Here is a 16,838-nt window from a genome sequence, read left to right as displayed (position 1 = left end):
GTTACTCACACCTTAGCAAGGCGTTATATGCATCATGAGGAAATATGGAAAAACTGTTAGATAACCTACTTTCGTCAAAGAGTGAGGGGCTGTGGTGGGATTTTAAACAAAAATTTCATGATAACCTCTTTGATTTACTACATGACATTACGTGTTTGGCAAACGTGATTCACGATGGCGATCGCTTTTTGATATTCGGTATAAGTGACGACTTTGAGGTTGTTGGCTTAGACTCAGAGGAGTGTCTTTTTTCTCAAGCCGATGTTATTGGCTACCTAAGACAGCAGCCATATGCTGAAAATAACGTCCCTACTATTGATATTAAATTTGTGGAGTACGCTGAAAAGTCTGTAGCGGTTTTGAGCATTAAAAATGAAAGGCTAAAGCCTTTCTACTTTACGAAAGAGCTTAAGCATCGTAATAAAATACTCAGAGCAGGTACGGTATATTCACGAATAAAGGACACAAATACACCAAAAGACTCTTGTGCAAACCCTCAAGATATTAAAGCAATGTGGCTGGAGCGTTTTGGGCTTGATTTACCTGCTGCAGCTCGCTTCAAACTGCTCCTAGAGGATACAGATAACTGGATTTACAATGGAGTTAATGGTGCATTTTATGCGTTGGATCCAGATTTTACTATATCGATATCTGAAGATGATTATCGAGGTGGTAATTTTTGGTGGCAGAATACTCTAATTGAAGAGCCCGTAAAGTACGATTATTTGCTCAAGTACAAAAATGCTGTTATGCATGAGTTGCCTGTCGTCCATTTCCAAAATGAAGGTTTATGCGTTCCATTTCCGGATGTTGAGTATGTAACTCACCCGGAAAAGAGAGATGGACTAGATGCAAAGTTTTATTGTGATCTATTTTACTATACCAAAGGCTCATTGTCGTATGCACTGTTCGAACATCTGCGCAAAATTCATACTGACAAGCCCGACTTAAGTACTCCTATTGTTACTCAGATAAAGTCTCCAATTATAAAGCTCCCATTTTTTATCTTAGATAAAAATGAGCAACTTGAAGAGCTTTGTAGTTCGTATCTGCTTGCATATAAGAAATTTGTTGAAAACCAAGATGACATTGTTGCGGATAGCCTTTATCAAGGAAAAAATATGGATCGGTACAAACTTGAGAGGGTCTTCTCAGAGTGGGCGTTTAGTGAGGTAACCGAAAAATGCATATAACAAACTGTTTAAGAGTGATTCGCAACGCTTGGCATTTTTGCTATGCGTTGCGTTTAGTGTTTAAGGTGGTATGCGGTAGCTTCGGTATTGCGTTGCTCACACCTTAACAGGGCGTTAACCCTATTCTTATAATTAGGAGTAAATTTTGGCTAGGAAATTAGTAATTTTTGGTAATGGGTTGGGAATGTCTTTAGACCCAGTACATTTTTCCCTAACTGCAGCATTAGAAGATATTTGGGAACGTGAAGGTTTTTTAAGCCTTGAGCAGCAACAATTAATAGAGCGTTGCCTTGGTCGAGCTGGTGCTCCTGAAAGTGAAGATGAACTTGATTTACTTCATCAAGCAGTGACGCATTGTAAGTCGTTAAATCAAATTGGTGATGGTGACATTCATTGGCTTACAGACGATGGTCAGTCGTTTCCTGAAATAACTGCAACCTATATACATAAAGTAGCTACTAAGCTTCATAATTATAACGGAACTCTACCTCAGCCGTTTGAGGATGCACTTGTCGAATTTATCCGTGAAACTAGATCTCACGTTGCCACACTTAACTACGATAAGCTCTTATATAACTCGTTTATCGATAATGACCTCGTTGACGGTTACGGGGGGAGCCTTATTGACGGTATGCTCAATCGCGGTTTTTCGGCAGACGCATTAGAGCGAAAGTATGACAATAACTTTGGTTATTATTTGCACCTTCATGGGTCACCGTTGTTTATGGACCATGAAGGAAGTATTGTTAAACTCTCCCGAGATAGGCTCAATTTACAGCGTGATATTCCAAGCAAACACATTGTTCTGACTCACGTAAAACATAAGCCGTCAGTCATTGCTGCATCTCATGCTCTATCCACATATTGGGACTATCTCCAGTTTGCTCTATCGGAGGCTGAAGAAATTATTCTGTTTGGTTACTCTGGATTTGATACACATTTAAATATGCTACTGAAACTATATTTAAGGAGTATACCTTTGCGTGTTGTTGAGTGGTCTGGAGCTGGTGAACAAGTTGAACGGGAAACTTATTGGGCAAACAAGCTTGGGCGAGCGGTTGTGGTTGAGCGCCTAGACAACATTTCAGACTTTGTGAATTGGCAATAAACATAGGGTTAACAAACAATTTAAGAGTGATTCAGCACGCTTGGCATTTTTGGTTTGGGTTTAGTTTAGTGATTACAGTGCTCAAATTGACTATCTTGGTAGCGTGCTTCACACCTTAATTGGGCGTTATGTGTATGGGGGTGCTACGCTCAAGAGTAACCCCCCAGATTTATCAGATTTTTTAATTCTTCGGCTCAATAATGGGCATTGCTTCTGGTGTCACTTCAACGTTTGTACCTCTGAATACAGGTTGCAGAATCCATGTCATGGTTGCTTCATCTGTGACTTTAATGCCCATAGTATTTAGTTGTTCACGAATAGCATCGGAAATTTCCCAGTTTTTATCACTGCGTGCTTGGCAATACTCTCGAACTAATCGGTCTATATGAGCCTTTAGGTCGCTCAGAAATGCATTGAGTTCTAGTTTTTCAGGATCTACGTCTTTGACTAGCTTAGCTGTAACGTCAAAAAATATGTCCTCAGTACACTTTGAACACTTGAATGGTCGCCCCGTTAAAATCATTTCTCTTAACAAAGTATCGTGGATAGCTATCCCAACGTTGCAAGATGGGCAATCAAGTGCGTAACCATTTTCACATCGAACTCTACCCATAAGATAGTGGTATTCTTCTTTACAGAAAATACATTTGAATGAACCCTCAAGCTTATTCGAGTAGTAGAGCGTTTGCTTATGGCAGTTTAAACAAATATGGAACTTAGGTGCTTCACTAGAAAAAATTGTTTCGGTTTCAGAATAACCTTCAAATTCAGTTAACAACTCACTTGCAGCAACTAACACTCGTTGTCGTTTGGCTTCAATATCATGTTCGAGTTGATTAATTGCGGGTACATGCAGCACAGAATTAAAAGTTGAATAGTGTCCAACTAGTTTGCCAAAATTGACATAAAAAATGCCTTTTCTTTCCGCGAAATCTCTTGTGAGCTTTATGTCATTTATATTTTCAATTAGGCGCACAACTTGGGATGGTTGCCAGTCCTTGATATCAGTTGCAACTTTAGCTACGTGAGGGAGCATCGCCGAGAGCATGGTAAAACAGTACGATTCAACTACATACCTGCCATGTATTGCAGCACCGACAGGATCTTTATTGTCTACAAACTTTTTCGTGTGCTCTATAAATGTAAGTAATGCACGGTCATAGCTTAAGGTAATGTCTTTTTGTTCCATGTCTGTTTTCTCAATATTACAATCCCATACAGAATAACATCTCGCACATTGAAACTATACACATAACAAAGCATTTAAGAGTGATTCTCAACGTTTGGCATTTTCAGTTCTATCGTTGAGTTCAGTGTTTACGGTGGTATGGTATAGTTTTGTGGTAGCGTTGTTCACACCTTAATGCGGCGTTATAAGTAATGGGAGGTTTTGTGGGTAGTAAAATTCCTAGAGCAAGGTTGGTAACTGGCAATAAAATTGATGTGCTTGCCTACGAAAGGCGAACTGATGAAGCTAAAATTTGGTGTGAGACTTCAGGTTGCGAAGCAAAGCTATCTTTTGTTAGCAGGCATAATCGTAAATGCGTATCTAAAACTATTGAGATTCCTCCTTGTTTTAGATTGAAACCACATGAAATACACGCTGAGCATTGCAAGTACAATATAGCTGGTTCATTAAACATTATCGCTAAGTCTTCTGAATCTGAAGTTTTTAAAGCCATAGCGGAAAAGAAGTTTGAATTTCGTCTACACATCTTAATCAAGGCTTTACGAGAGTTATCTGCGTTCGAAGTTGGAAAGGTGAGCGAAGGATGGGGCTCAAGTGTTGAAAGTAATAAGTCGTTCAATAACAAAGGAAAGTTAAGTAACTATCTTCGCACGCTTAAACAAATTATAGAAATCAGAACCTTATGTGAGAACGACGACGAACTGAAATCACTTATTGTTCTTAAATTTAAAGGAAATAAAATTCCATGGTCTAGGTTCTTCTTTGACGATAGTAATATTGAAAAGTTTGCCAAATACTATGGTTCTGAAAAATATACGATTCCACTAGCTATCTCAGGTAATCTTTACAAAATAAATGAGCCAATGGAAAACTTTCCGTACCATGTGGCAGAACTGCATTCACCATTTGTTCAGCCAAATGATAAAGGCGAGATAAAGCGAACTGTAGTACAGGTAGTCTTAAAAAAACCTAAGCTAGTTGATTCGTTAACTGTTGGAGAAGACTTTGTGTTTTTTGGACAGTGGTCAGTAAACACCAAAGAATCCAAGAAAAAGATTGGTCGTAATAACAACACGATGATTTATCAGAACATCAAGATGTACATAAGTAATTCAGATCATTTTGTTAGGTGTTAATTACTTATAACAAACTGTTTAAGAGTGATTCGCAACGCGTGGCATTTTTACTATGCGTTGTGTTTAGTGTTTAAGGTGGTTTGCAGTGACTTCGGTATTGCGTTGCTCACACCTTAACAGGGCGTTAAGTGTTTTTTCTCGACCAGTATGTGAGATGGTATATAATGCAGGCGTTCGTTTAAGTCTTTGGAATAAAAATGAAAAATAATGAGAGAACAATCCAATTTTTTGATGTTGGTTTAAGTGGAAAAACACTGGCTAGAGACATTCCACATGCAATGGCATCACCAAGAACCCTAGATGAAATCATGGGTGAGTTTTCCAGTCTTCGAGAGCTAAACCTTGCTAGGAAAAAGGTTGCTGCTGGTTCAGACTTAGAATTTCGTCTCGAAGATCTAGAAGAACGGGATAATTGTTGGGTACTTCTTATCAATGTTGTTGATACCGAAGCTGCTCATCCCGTAACACAAAAAGTAGGCGGCACAGTCAATGACCGAGAAGTTATTGAATTGAGTGACGAAAGAGGCTTAGAAACTTCCACCCATTTAATAATCTATAAAGCTCAGAATGCAGCTCATAAGCACCTTGCCTTAGTCGAAAAAAATCCGGCGTTATCACCAATTAAGGCAAATGGGTTTATCAACCACTTGTGTAAGTTAGCAGCTCGACAGTTTAAGGCAGAATACACCCAGCCACATCCATCAGGTGTAGCAAATAAAACTATCAACGTCTTCTGTGTCTTTAGTTTCCTTGCCCATCCATCTGATGAGTTTAGAGAAGAGTTAGAAAATGGTGTAATTAATAGCATTAAAATTACTAGTGACATGACAGTAATCCGAGGCTATGACGTTAACACTCACTCAGAGTTGATCGGCACAGAAATTAAAATGAAAGTCAGCCGAGCTGACATTATGTTTAACGGTGGTAATTGGGGGCATCTGCAAAAGGCAATTCGCCATGCAGACTCATTAAACTCACCATTTGTAAGAGTCTCATTTACTGATGAGACGGGTACTGGGCATACGGCAACCTTGAGCTCAGATACTGGCGCACTTTGGCAAGAGGATAAATATGTTAAAAAATGCAAAATCATGGGCTTTGGCAATGCATTAAGTACTTCATTTCCTACAATACATGTAGGCATTAGAGACAAAATTTTAGAGTTGGTTACATGAATATCTTCTCTCAATTTAAATTGATTTCGTATCAACTGTTAAGACCGTTGTCTTACTTGAGAATTCAGCATGACGATAAATGGATCTACGATTGGCTGTTACCTCTAGTTTTGACGGCTGTGACTTGCGGCGTTGTATACGTGTTCATCCCAATTGATAAAGTTGTGGGTACTGGAGGGCTTATCAGTGAAATTACTGCTTTTGTTGCAAACCTTCCTGGTTTCTTCATAGCAGCATTAGCCGCCGTAGCTACTTTTAATAAAAACGATATTGACCAGTTAATGGCTAACCCTCCGAAAATTGAAATACTACATCATGGCAGTTCGCTAATGATTGAAATGACAAGGCGTCGTTTTCTATGTGTTCTTTTTTCGTATCTAACAGCCGTTAGTATTTTTTTAGTGCTAGCTAGTAGACTGTGTTTGAGCATGGAAATCTCGTCTGAATATTTCTACTTTGCTTCTTACGCAGGGGTTATAGCTTTTATGTTTGTCTTATGGCAAATGATCTTAGCCACTGTTTTGGGGTTATATTACTTGGGTGAGCGGTTGCATACCCCGCAATAAAAACACTTAACAATCTGTTTAAGAGTGATTCGCAACGCTTGGCATTTTTGCTATGCGTTGCGTTTTGTGTTTAGGGTGTTATGCGGTGGCATCGGTATTGCGTTGCTCACACCTTAACAGGGCGTTAGTTTGCAAAAGTGGAAAAGCGTTTTTGGTCAAAGAGCCTAGTTCGGTTTCTGTACTTTACACCTGTCCGTCTTGCGAAAGTTGTGCAACCAAATCTTATCGCGCGTAGTGGATTTTTTGGCTCTTTAGGTTCAGTGTTATGCATCTCTCTGCATCAGTAACTTTGGTTGCTTAGTGCATCTCGCTCAGCTTCTTTTTCTTGGTACTTAATCCGTAAAATAGTGGCTTCGTCGCACTTGGTTGTCAGGTTCATCGAATGAATCGTTTGTCAGCTAAGAAGCTTCAAACTGTGGTTGTTTATCGTATGTCGCTTCTTAGCCAAGCCCGTTATGCTGGTTGGGTTTGAGTTCTGTAGTTTTCAGTTTTACATTGTTGTTCAAAGCCAGTAGTTTTGTAACCAATTCAGCATCTTGGTGCTAAACTTTGGCTGCATCATGTAGGCAAACTAACAAAGCGTTTAAGACAGATTCCCAACGCTCGGCATTTTTGGTTTGAATCAGCTTTAGTGTTTAAGGTGGTAAGGTTTAGGTTGGGTGGTAGCGTTGCTCACTACTTAACGCGGCGTTAAGCATCACAGGAGGTTTGGTGAAAGAAATTATTGACTACTTACAACTTGGAGCTAATGGAATTGTCTTGACCGTTTTAGGTTGGCTCTATTTTGCATACATACGAAACCTGAAGTCAGAAGCAAAGTTAAAAGATGAGCAAGTAAAAGTATCTGAAAAAAGTATGACGTTTTGGAAAGATAAAGCCAATGAATTGGAGAAGAAATCTCCAGAGTTTATTGAAAGTGTTTTGTCCAACCGTATTGAAATTCGTGAAAAGGAGTTAGCTCGACTAAATGAAGATGCCGAGTTTAATGCCAAAGAAATCGAAGGGAAAAATCGGCAACTCGACATGTTACATAGTGAACTAGAAAAAGCTAAATACTTTGGTAGAGCATTAACATATTACGATTCAGAGTTAGATGATGAAGTCATTATTCCTGAGTCCGACATTGAATTAGTTGAACTTGGCGAAGTGTTTGTTGACTCTGGGTCACTAATGCTCACTGACCCATGTTATGTTTCGAGTGAGTGGAAAAATATTCCTTACGAGCCTCTTGATAAATATAAGGACCTAAAGTCTGGAGATGTTTATCAGTTTCGTAAGGATTTTCAGCGTTACGATGAGATACTTTTACCATATGAGAAAAAAGTGAATCAGTTGATAAATGAAAAGACGCTAGTTCTAATGGAAGAAGAGAGAGAACTATCATATTCATTTGCTGGTTCAGCGTATGCTACAAGCTCTAAGCTAGGTTTTGGTGTACTACCATTTGAAAATGGTGCCTTGGGAGCCGGATTCTGCATTAAAACAGTATATGGTGACGGTGGGTATCGGGTGCTAGGGGAAAAATATAAGGGCGATATTGTTCGTATTTACATAGATCTCCAATAAAGATGCTTAACAATCTGTTTAAGAGTGATTCGCAACGCGTGGCATTTTTACTATGCGTTGTATTTAGTGTTTAAGGTGGTATGCGGGAGCTTCGGTATTGAGTTGCTCACACCTTAACAGGGCGTTAGCAGCTAGAAGTAATAAGGAACTATAGATGGAATTAAAATATCGTTCAGCTGATTTTGAAGATTTGGAAAGTCTTGTTGCTTTGCTTTCGAATGATCCACTTGGTAGCAAAAGAGAAGATGCGTCTATTCCGTTGAATAGTGCGTATCTTGAAGCGTTCGAAGCGATTACACGAGATCCAAATAACGAATTACTTGTTGTTGAGCTGGAAAACTCTTTAGTCGGGATGCTTCAAATTACTTTTATTCCTTACCTAACGCATATCGGTAGTTGGCGTTGTCTTATCGAAGGTGTCCGAATTCATAGTGAATATCGTGGGCAAGGTTGCGGAGAGAAAATGTTCGAATATGCTATTGAACAGGCAAAAAACAAAGGCTGTACAATCGTTCAGTTAACAAGTGATAAGCAGCGCCCTGATGCAATCAGGTTCTATGAAAAGCTTGGATTCAAAGCAACACATGAAGGGTTTAAACTCGCGTTGTAAGTTGCTGCTAACAAGAAATTTAAGAGTGATTCACAACGTTCGCCGCTCTCACTTCAAGTCAGTTTAGTGTTTATGGCACAATGCTTTAGCTAAGGTGTCAGCGTTGTTCACACCTTAATTTGGCGTTATATTTCTTATTGGCAGTATGTGATACCATAACGATTTTCTGGAGACTGTTGAATATGAGTGAGCATACTACAATCATTGTAAAGTGGAGAGGTCCATACAATTACGATGACATCATTGAAGAGCCTGAGTTAGAAAATGGTCTTTATTTAGCAACAGGCAAATTGAAGTATGAACGAGAATCTATAATTCAGTATTGTGGTATTACTGAAGGTAGCTACGCTACAAGGTTTAAATCGCATCATAAAATCCATGATATCACCCGTGAACAAGAGTTCTGGTTAGGTGAAGTAACATACCCTGATGATGCAAGTCGTTACTTTATGGAAATGGCAGAGTCTATAATAATCTACTTCTGGCAACCAACGTTGAACGATAGAAAGAAGCTGTCTTTACCAAAGCCAATAACACTTGTTAATCAATGGTATAAGAAAAATGATGAGCCTCGTTATCGTCAGCACTCTCTGCTCAAGGACTTAGATGACGTGCTTTCATGGGATGGTGATGTTTGGCGAACAGGTAATCTTTCGGTTTATGACGACTGAAATATAACAAACAATTTAAGCGTGATTCCCCACGCTTGGCATTTTTGGTTTGGGTTTAGTTTAGTGTTTACGGTGTCCAAATTGAGTGCGGTGGCAGCGTGGCTCACACCTTAATTGGGCGTTAAACAGCATAGGTAGGCTCTGTGGATATAGGTTCGGTTTTAGTTGGTGCATTTGCATCAATACTTGGTGTTGTAGCAACTGTAGCGGCTACAGGAACAATTGAAGATATTAAGAGAAAGAAAGAGTCTAATTTGTATCTGGACATGCTCTATATCGAGATTCAAGATATAGCTGATGAATGTTCGAAAAATCTGGATTTGGTCTATAAAGTTTACGCTCAGGTGGCACTATATGAGCAAAGAAATGATACTAAATATATTCAGAACTATTTTCTTCCTAATGAATTCAATCTGATCATCTTAAGAAGTGCGGTTGATAAGTGTTTCGTAGATTTGACGAAACAGCAAAGGATAGGCGTTAGAAACTTAATATCACTAATTGAGGGTATTGATCGTCAAATTGATAAAATTCATGCGCAAGCACAAGAAGAACACTTAAATATCACTACAAGTGATGTTCATACATTATTTTCGGGTTTAGGAGCGTTGTATCAATTAAGTCTATCTTTATCAACAAAGAAAAGTCGCTATCAAACGATTGAAAAAAGTGTAGATGACTTTTTAATGGATACGTTGGCTGCAAAGAAGTTGTCTTTAGATATAAGTAAGATGGAATCATATTTAAATGCTGTTTAACAAAGCGTTTAAGACAGATTCCCAACGCTCGGCATTTTCAGTTTGGGTCAGCTTTAGTGTTTAAGGTGGCAAGGTTTTAGGTAGGGTGGTGGCGTTGCTCACTACTTAACGCGGCGTTATGTTGCAACCCAGACATTGGGGTCTGGGTTAGCTCACTATTTATTGTCTTCGCTCGCTGTTACAGTTATGATATTTTTTGCGCGTTGGATAGTTGCATTTTTTATGAAAGTTTCAGGAGTTTCATTAACTAAGTTAGTAACTTCTGTCATCTTTTCTGCCTGTCTTCTTCCGAGTGTCAGTTTGTAATCTTTATCTGCAACGACTTTCTTAAATGGTTTTTTCATAAAGAGAACCTTATTTTTTCTTGTTGTCTTTGAGTATCTTATTCATTTTGCTAACCGCAGCTCGTTTAGCAAATGCATTGGGTGATGGCGGAGTGCCTCCACATTCAGCGATCGCTTCAAAAGCATCATTAATTATATCTGCTTCTTCTTGATTAAAGCGTATTCGTTGGTCGAAATTGACAGTATGGCTCATGTATTTTACATCCTAATACTTAATTAAAATAACTTGGCTTGTTTGAATTAATATTTATTGATTGTTGAGGATCTCTGTTGCTTTTTTTATCGCAATCTCCTTAATATTCTTGTTTATAGTTGAGTTTTCTTGAATTTCTTTTATCGCATCTAAGGTAGAGTTTATCTTTTTAATATTTATTATTTCGTCCTGCTTCCTGCGAATTTCAGAAATTACATCAGCTTGATTATTAATATCATCTAAGCTAAATGAATTTCTATTTTTATCTAGTACTGGCGGGACAAAAACTAAGACACTTTTTTGTGCTATGTCGACATGACTTTCAAAACCTGCAGAGTTAAAAGCATCACTATAGCTATCTAAAACATTTTGTTTTATACGACTGCGGTTAGTTTCACTCTTGATTTTGTTAGCGTGAATTGAAACATTGAACCCGGTATCTTCTCCAGAAAATCTGACTGCTCTATCTCGAGCTACATATTGTAATTTGGAGATTATTTCAGATTGATATTCTTCATCAACACCAATAATGCCAATCGCTTCATTCAGCTTATTGGCTTGCTCTTTATCAAAAGTAACTTTGATGGTTCTACCTACTTGAAATTTATCGTCTTCCATTTTGAATCGACCTCGATGCCACTATCTGATTCACACCTTAACGCTATGCTTGCTTTATTTCAATATAAATTTGATTTAAGCCGGTTCTAAGGTGGATCTAACGAGCGTGTAAATCTAGCTTAAAGTTTGTTTTGATTGCCGTTAAGGTGAGAGTTAAGAGGCGTGGAGACCTGTGATTTTTGGGTATGATGCTATGAGGGAAGCTACTCGAATCCGAGCAACATAACAAACTGTTTAAGAGTGATTCGCAACGCGTGGCATTTTTACTATGCGTTGATTTCAGTGATTAAGGTGGTATGCGGCGGCTTCGGTATTGCGTTGCTCACACCTTAACAGGGCGTTAGGCGCAGTGTTCATCTTGGAGTAATCGATCATGACAACAGTGAGTTCAGAGTCCCATACAGGGGAGTTAGGCGTTTCGTTTATGAAGCTTATCTGTGGGAGGGAAAAAGTTATTTTTCGACCAATTGAGCTATTTGACGTCGGTATTGATGGTTTGATCGAGCCGCAAGTGGAAAATATTGCCACAGGGGCGTTTATTGGAGTTCAAATTAAGTCTGGTCAAAGTTTTAAGCGAGCTGGTGTAGGGAAATATGTATTTAGAAGTGATAAAGCACACTTTGAATATTGGTTTCGCTGTACGTTGCCAGTCGTCGGTGTGGTATATGATCCTGAGTCAAATAAAGCTGTCTGGACCAACTTGAGCGATTATGCTGATAAGGCGTTGACTGAAAATGGACCGTGGTCGATACCTCTAACGTTGGAGAGTGATGAGCTAAACACCGAGACGCTATCTCAGTTAATATCTAGTGCAGAATCGACGAGAATAAGTAGGAAGTTTGTAAATTCTATGTCTGCTGTAGTAGCTCAGCAAGACAATACTAGCTCAAGAAAAGAAATTAACGAACATAGCAAGTTAGCTTGGGAAGAACTTTTCGATACCTTTTTGTCTTTAATACATGATGAGTGGACTGTAGCAGACGCAGGCTATCGACTGTCATGGCATTTCCCAAGTGACAAACACGATCCTCGATATGTTTATGCAATAACCCGTATGGCAAAGGTAAATGATGTGCAATTAACTAAAATCATTAGCGCAATGGCTAGGGTTATGGAAGACAATGCTGATCCGGTAGCGGAACACCTTTGTTATATGCTCTCTTATGTCCCTAATGTTGTGAAGAGATTAGAGAAGGCTATTGCTAACAGCCAGATACGCAAAGAAAGTATTTGGATTGCTATTCAAGCTATAGAATTTATTGGCGAGCACCCTAGGAATGATCTTTGGGAAGGGTATTGCGCCTAACAAATTGTTCAAGAGTGATTCGGCACGCGTGGCATTTTTGCTATGCGTTGGTTTTCGTGGTTAAGGCGGTATGCAAAGGCTCCGGTATTGCGTGCCTCACACCTTAACAAGGCGTTATGCGATTTAATAGTATGGAAACACGATGTTAGAAATAGAAAAGGTCAATGAATCAAATATTGACGAAGTTAAGCATGTACGTTTAGCAGCTGAACAGGTCAAGTTTGCTGGAACAGCGGACGAATTTTTAGCTAGTGGGAGTGAAACAGTTCATTTGCATGTTATTAAAAATAATGGCGCTGTAATTGGTTTCTTTAAACTAGATGTCGCTTACTCTAATGATTATGAGTTTTGTCCAAAAGACGGGCTAGGCTTAAGAGCTTTTGCTGTCGATATCAACAGTCAAGGTAAAGGGTTTGGAACGAAAGCGGTGAAAGCGCTGTTTCTCTATTTAGAGGCGCATTACTCGATGTTTAATTGGGTTTTCCTGACAGTTAACTGCAAGAATCCCGGTGCGAAACTGTGCTATGAAAAGGGTGGCTTTGAAAGCGACTCTAAACTCTATCTAGGTGGTCCAGCTGGTCCTCAATACATAATGTGTGGAAAAATCGCATAACAAAGCATTTAAGAGTGATTCGCAACGCTTGGCGGTTTCGCTTCGCTCAAGTATAGCCAAGCGCCGCTCACACCTTAATGCGGCGTTATGAAGCTAGGGAAATTATGGACCATAAATATAAGTTGTTGATTAATTGGAATCCTCGGCATTTTGAAGTCGAAGGTGTGACTCCGTCTTCGGATCTAGAATCAGCCCAGCAGGTTGTGGATGTATTTTCTAATGACTCTTTTGTTTGGGATGGGATTGATTTTCATATCCAAATGGACTGGCATCCTTTCCTAAACATTTTGAAGCTCAGTGCAGATGTCAGCGGTCCTTTTTATACTGAAATTGAGGGCACGCTTTACAAGCGAATGAGCCCTTGTGAAGAAATAGCGATATCAATAAGCGCTACGACCAGTACCGACGTCGATGAGCATAAGATGCGGACTTATCTTCATCGGTACTTACTAGATTTGTTTGTAGTTTGTAACCTGGCTGCTCCAGGATTGGTCGACTTCTACAATGCTAAATTGGAAGGTGACGATGAACACACACCAATTAAAATATCAAACTACTCTTTTGGTAACGCAATAGAGAACATAGAATCGAAGCGTGTTCCATACGCTGTTTACAATGATTTAGGCAAAAGCCTAGACTGGTTTAAGTCCTTAAATATTTGTACAAAAGTTGTTGCCACTACACCTGTTGAAAAGGCTATATTTTCATTGCTTCACGTAATTCGTATGGATGATTACGATATCAGCTCAGTTCCATGGATATTCCATGCTTTAGAAGCTATATATGGGACAAATGCTGGTAGGGGGTTTAGTGATATTAGTGAACAAGTTAACTTCTTGCTTTCAGTCGAAGTTCGTCAGCAGAAGAGATTGAAAAATAAGCTTCGCGAATTAAATAATCTGCGCAGTTCCTTCGTTCATGGTGGTTATTGTGTGTCCCATATAATGGATCAAGACTCCAATGACAAAACCTTCGAACTGGTGAGCTTTGGTATCTCTCTTGTAATCAGTAGCATTCAAGCTCTAATGCTCAATAATTGGCATGGAATAGGTGTACAAAAGCAAATCATCGGCTTACCTGCAAGCGCTTCATAACAATCTGTTTAAGAGTGATTCGCAACGCTTGGCATTTTTGCTATGCGTTGCGTTTAGTGTTTAAGGTGGTATGCGGCGACTTCAGTATTGCGTTGCTCACACCTTAACAGGGCGTTATGTTTTTAATCAACTCCAAGGATTTAGGAGGGTAAAGTGATAAGTCTATTTGAAATGGAACCTGGTTGTTTTGACCTCTTTCGTGAAAACTTTATACGAGAATACGCTGGTTCTATCAGCTCCAATTATGGCTACTCTGAAAGGAAATCTTTTGAGTTTGCTTCCCTAGACTTCGAGATGAGACTACCCAATAAGCTTGATACTGACGGTAACTATGTCTGTTCGATTAAATTGGGGGAGTTATCTATAGGTCATCTTTGGTACATAGAGAGTGTAGAAGACTCAACCGCTTTTATTTGTGACTTCTTCATAGAGCAAAAGTATCGCAACTCAGGTTATGGCGAATTAGTAATAAAAAACCTTGAATCCCGCCTCAAACAAAGTGGTATTACAAGGTTGAAGCTCCATGTTGCAAATGGCAATAATGGTGCTTTAAAGCTGTACACTCGTCTTGGGTACGGGATCACAGGGCATAATCTATTCAAAAAGTTTGATTAGCTCGATGAACACAAAACATAACAAACAATTTAAGAGCGATTCGGCACGCGTGGCATTTTTGCTATGCGGTGGTTTTAGTGATTAAGGTGGCATGCGGGAGCATCGGTATGGCGTGCCTCACACCTTAATTGGGCGTTAGTACGGGTTTGACATCAAAGGTCATAAGTTTTGGTGTTTATCTGTTTTAGCGCTCATCTTTACACCTTTCAGTTTTTGCCTTTCACGTTCTTTCCGGTGGCACTATATGCGGAGTGTTTGCTTTGATTTCACCGTTTACGGTTTCTAACTCTTAGCCTATTTCTTTGGTGCTTCTTCTCTTTTGTGGTTTTTACTAAGTCAGAATTGTCTTTCTTTGGTGTTGCCGTCGAAGTGCGAGGAACGAATCCTTTTCTAATTCGAAGTCAGTAAAAGCAGGGCAGTTTAGTGCGTTTTTCTTCTAGCCAACTTTCGTCTTTCAATCGGGATAAAGTTTTGTAGCTGCCCGTCTCACTTCAGTGTTCAAAGCCTTTCATATCATGCCGGTTTTCAATATCTTGGAGTGCACAAATAGAAGTAGCGCATGTACTAACAAATTGCTTAAGAGTGATTCGTAACGCGTGGCATTTTTACTTTTCGGCGGCTTATGTGATTAAGGCGCGGTGCGGTAGCTTTTGTATTGCGTTACTCACACCTTAGCAAGGCGTTAGCCATCAATTAAAGGAAACATTAGTGAAAGCTAGGTTTTTACCTCCAAGAGATAACTACTCAGGAAATTTACTCTGGAATAAAGAAGCTTTTTCAGACAAAAGTCAGGAAATTTCGTTATCAATAAATAAGTTAAGAGATATGGGGTACTGGGCTAGTGCTTTTCCCGAAGGTGACGGTGTTACGTTTAATTTCTACGATGGCACTAAGACAAGCGAGGAAATGTTTGATGATTTTAGGCTTTCTTTTAATTGGATTGAAATAGAAAGGGCAAATTCACTAGATTCGAACACTGAACTTGCAGAACTTGAAAGTGATGATAGAACAATTAAATGCATAGTGATTGTTCCACTAGAAAAAATTTATATTCAAAAAACAATTACTCTTGGTAAGTATGAGTTCTTTTGCCGTAGGGAATTAGATCCTGAACCATATGAGCGATTTGCAGACTTTGATTGTGAGTATGTCCAGTTTGAAGAAGAGTTAAACTACAAGGATTTACTGCGATTAAATAAAACGTTTGATCATAATGATTATGTTATTAACAAGTGCTTATCTATTGCAGAGCATGCGTTAGATCTTGTTAGGTATTCTCATAGTTCATTCAAGGTTAGGGAGTTTACCCCAAATCCAGCAGGGCAAATGAGCGATGGTTTTTTCTCGGTTAACATTATTCCACTGGGCCAGACACACCTGAAGCCTTTTAAGTTATCTGGTATCTCAAGGCCTATCTCGGTTAGCAATAATTGGTTAGGTCCGCAAGTTGATGGTTTTTATGCTCCGGCGATTAATTACCTTTCTTTTATCTATAGTGAAGATATCAACAATGAAATTGCTAATTCGGTTGTATCTGTCTTGAGGTCATGCCGTCAGTCGTTTTATTCAATTGGGACTGAGTCGCAGTTTTTAAACTTGGTGTTTACACTGGATGGCCTAACAGATCCGGAGTGGTCTGGGTGGAAACATAGAACGTACATCGCTGCTCTATTGTCTCAAGGTTGTCCTGAAGTTTTCGAGAAAAAACTAGAAATGTACGACATGCTGTATACCGATGTGCGAAATAAGCTGGTACACGAAGGGAAAGATTTTTATCAATTTGATGTAGACCCCGATGAAGCTTGTGAAACAATCTTTAGTTACATCAAAGATGTAATAGATTTGATTGCTATCGAAACCTTTAACTCTAAAAGTGAAATGAAGGATTACGCGACCGACTTACTGAGAAAGCCTGAATATATTTCCAAGTATACGAATGTAGTTAATGTTGTTTCTGCTGCCAGAGGCAAGAACCCTCAAATACCAACGTGGTAATGCTGGCTAACAATCTGTTTAAGAGTGATTCGCAACGCTTGGCATTTTTGCTATGCGTTGTGTTTAGTGTCTAAGGTGGTATGCGGGA

Annotated in this window: 18 protein-coding genes; 14 read left to right on the top strand and 4 right to left on the bottom strand. The window is 39.2% G+C overall.

The annotated features are described in order from the left end of the window. Positions 1-44: 44 nt before the first annotated feature. Together ATB76_RS25265 and ATB76_RS25260 are read left to right on the top strand one after the other, a co-directional pair. Positions 45-1,193, top strand: a complete 1,149-nt coding sequence (locus ATB76_RS25265) for an ATP-binding protein (RefSeq protein WP_061036300.1) — start codon at positions 45-47, stop codon at positions 1,191-1,193. Positions 1,194-1,338: 145 nt separating this feature from the next. Next, entirely contained in the window at positions 1,339-2,301 is a 963-nt protein-coding gene (locus ATB76_RS25260; protein WP_061036299.1) for an SIR2 family protein, read from the top strand. Positions 2,302-2,482: 181 nt separating this feature from the next. Here ATB76_RS25260 and ATB76_RS25255 read toward each other — a convergent pair whose 3' ends face one another. Then, positions 2,483-3,490, bottom strand: a complete 1,008-nt coding sequence (locus ATB76_RS25255; protein ID WP_061036298.1) for a hypothetical protein — start codon at positions 3,488-3,490, stop codon at positions 2,483-2,485. Between the two features lie 203 nt (positions 3,491-3,693). Between ATB76_RS25255 and ATB76_RS25250 the strand changes: the two genes are divergently transcribed. From ATB76_RS25250 to ATB76_RS25220, 7 genes are all read left to right on the top strand, one after another. Next, a complete protein-coding gene (locus tag ATB76_RS25250) occupies positions 3,694-4,626 on the top strand; it encodes a hypothetical protein (protein WP_025555143.1) in 933 nt (310 codons plus the stop codon). 197 nt (positions 4,627-4,823) lie between these two features. Beyond that, positions 4,824-5,801, top strand: coding sequence for a hypothetical protein (locus ATB76_RS25245; protein ID WP_061036297.1), 978 nt, complete (start codon positions 4,824-4,826; stop codon positions 5,799-5,801). Beyond that, on the top strand, positions 5,798-6,367 hold the full coding sequence (locus tag ATB76_RS25240; protein WP_061036296.1) for a hypothetical protein: 570 nt from the start codon (positions 5,798-5,800) through the stop codon (positions 6,365-6,367). Before ATB76_RS25245 ends, ATB76_RS25240 begins: the two co-directional genes overlap by 4 nt. A gap of 711 nt (positions 6,368-7,078) precedes the next feature. Continuing rightward, the gene (locus ATB76_RS25235) at positions 7,079-7,933 is read left to right on the top strand and encodes a hypothetical protein (RefSeq protein ID WP_061036295.1); all 855 of its coding nucleotides are present in this window, start codon (positions 7,079-7,081) and stop codon (positions 7,931-7,933) included. Positions 7,934-8,087: 154 nt separating this feature from the next. Beyond that, on the top strand, positions 8,088-8,543 hold the full coding sequence (locus tag ATB76_RS25230; RefSeq protein WP_061036294.1) for a GNAT family N-acetyltransferase: 456 nt from the start codon (positions 8,088-8,090) through the stop codon (positions 8,541-8,543). 182 nt (positions 8,544-8,725) lie between these two features. After that, complete coding sequence (locus tag ATB76_RS25225) at positions 8,726-9,214, top strand: hypothetical protein (protein ID WP_061036293.1); 489 nt, start codon at positions 8,726-8,728, stop codon at positions 9,212-9,214. A 143-nt stretch (positions 9,215-9,357) separates the two neighbouring features. After that, the gene (locus tag ATB76_RS25220) at positions 9,358-9,972 is read left to right on the top strand and encodes a hypothetical protein (protein ID WP_061036292.1); all 615 of its coding nucleotides are present in this window, start codon (positions 9,358-9,360) and stop codon (positions 9,970-9,972) included. Between the two features lie 155 nt (positions 9,973-10,127). Here the strand turns inward: ATB76_RS25220 and ATB76_RS25215 are convergent, their stop codons facing one another. Genes ATB76_RS25215 through ATB76_RS25205 form a run of 3 tightly spaced genes read right to left on the bottom strand, consistent with a single transcriptional unit; the run spans position 10,128 to position 11,127 of the window. Beyond that, positions 10,128-10,316, bottom strand: coding sequence for a hypothetical protein (locus ATB76_RS25215; RefSeq protein WP_061036291.1), 189 nt, complete (start codon positions 10,314-10,316; stop codon positions 10,128-10,130). Positions 10,317-10,326: 10 nt separating this feature from the next. Beyond that, the gene (locus ATB76_RS25210) at positions 10,327-10,509 is read right to left on the bottom strand and encodes a hypothetical protein (protein ID WP_061036290.1); all 183 of its coding nucleotides are present in this window, start codon (positions 10,507-10,509) and stop codon (positions 10,327-10,329) included. 54 nt (positions 10,510-10,563) lie between these two features. Beyond that, positions 10,564-11,127, bottom strand: a complete 564-nt coding sequence (locus tag ATB76_RS25205) for a hypothetical protein (protein ID WP_061036289.1) — start codon at positions 11,125-11,127, stop codon at positions 10,564-10,566. Positions 11,128-11,500: 373 nt separating this feature from the next. Between ATB76_RS25205 and ATB76_RS25200 the strand changes: the two genes are divergently transcribed. The 5 genes from ATB76_RS25200 to ATB76_RS25180 all read left to right on the top strand — a co-directional run bounded on the left by ATB76_RS25200 (position 11,501) and on the right by ATB76_RS25180 (position 16,750). Continuing rightward, complete coding sequence (locus ATB76_RS25200; RefSeq protein WP_061036288.1) at positions 11,501-12,433, top strand: DUF4365 domain-containing protein; 933 nt, start codon at positions 11,501-11,503, stop codon at positions 12,431-12,433. A 142-nt stretch (positions 12,434-12,575) separates the two neighbouring features. Further along, entirely contained in the window at positions 12,576-13,046 is a 471-nt protein-coding gene (locus tag ATB76_RS25195; RefSeq protein WP_061036287.1) for a GNAT family N-acetyltransferase, read from the top strand. A 104-nt stretch (positions 13,047-13,150) separates the two neighbouring features. Next, entirely contained in the window at positions 13,151-14,140 is a 990-nt protein-coding gene (locus tag ATB76_RS25190) for a hypothetical protein (protein WP_061036286.1), read from the top strand. Between the two features lie 153 nt (positions 14,141-14,293). Further along, a complete protein-coding gene (locus ATB76_RS25185) occupies positions 14,294-14,755 on the top strand; it encodes a GNAT family N-acetyltransferase (protein ID WP_061036285.1) in 462 nt (153 codons plus the stop codon). A gap of 708 nt (positions 14,756-15,463) precedes the next feature. Next, positions 15,464-16,750, top strand: a complete 1,287-nt coding sequence (locus ATB76_RS25180) for a hypothetical protein (RefSeq protein ID WP_061036284.1) — start codon at positions 15,464-15,466, stop codon at positions 16,748-16,750. Positions 16,751-16,838 lie beyond the last annotated feature (88 nt).

It is taken from the genome of Vibrio sp. MOR3, from assembly GCF_001557775.1.
Taxonomy (GTDB): domain Bacteria; phylum Pseudomonadota; class Gammaproteobacteria; order Enterobacterales; family Vibrionaceae; genus Vibrio; species Vibrio jasicida.
Note: the sequence above shows the minus strand (reverse complement) of the source record. Positions and strands in the feature narration are given on the sequence as shown.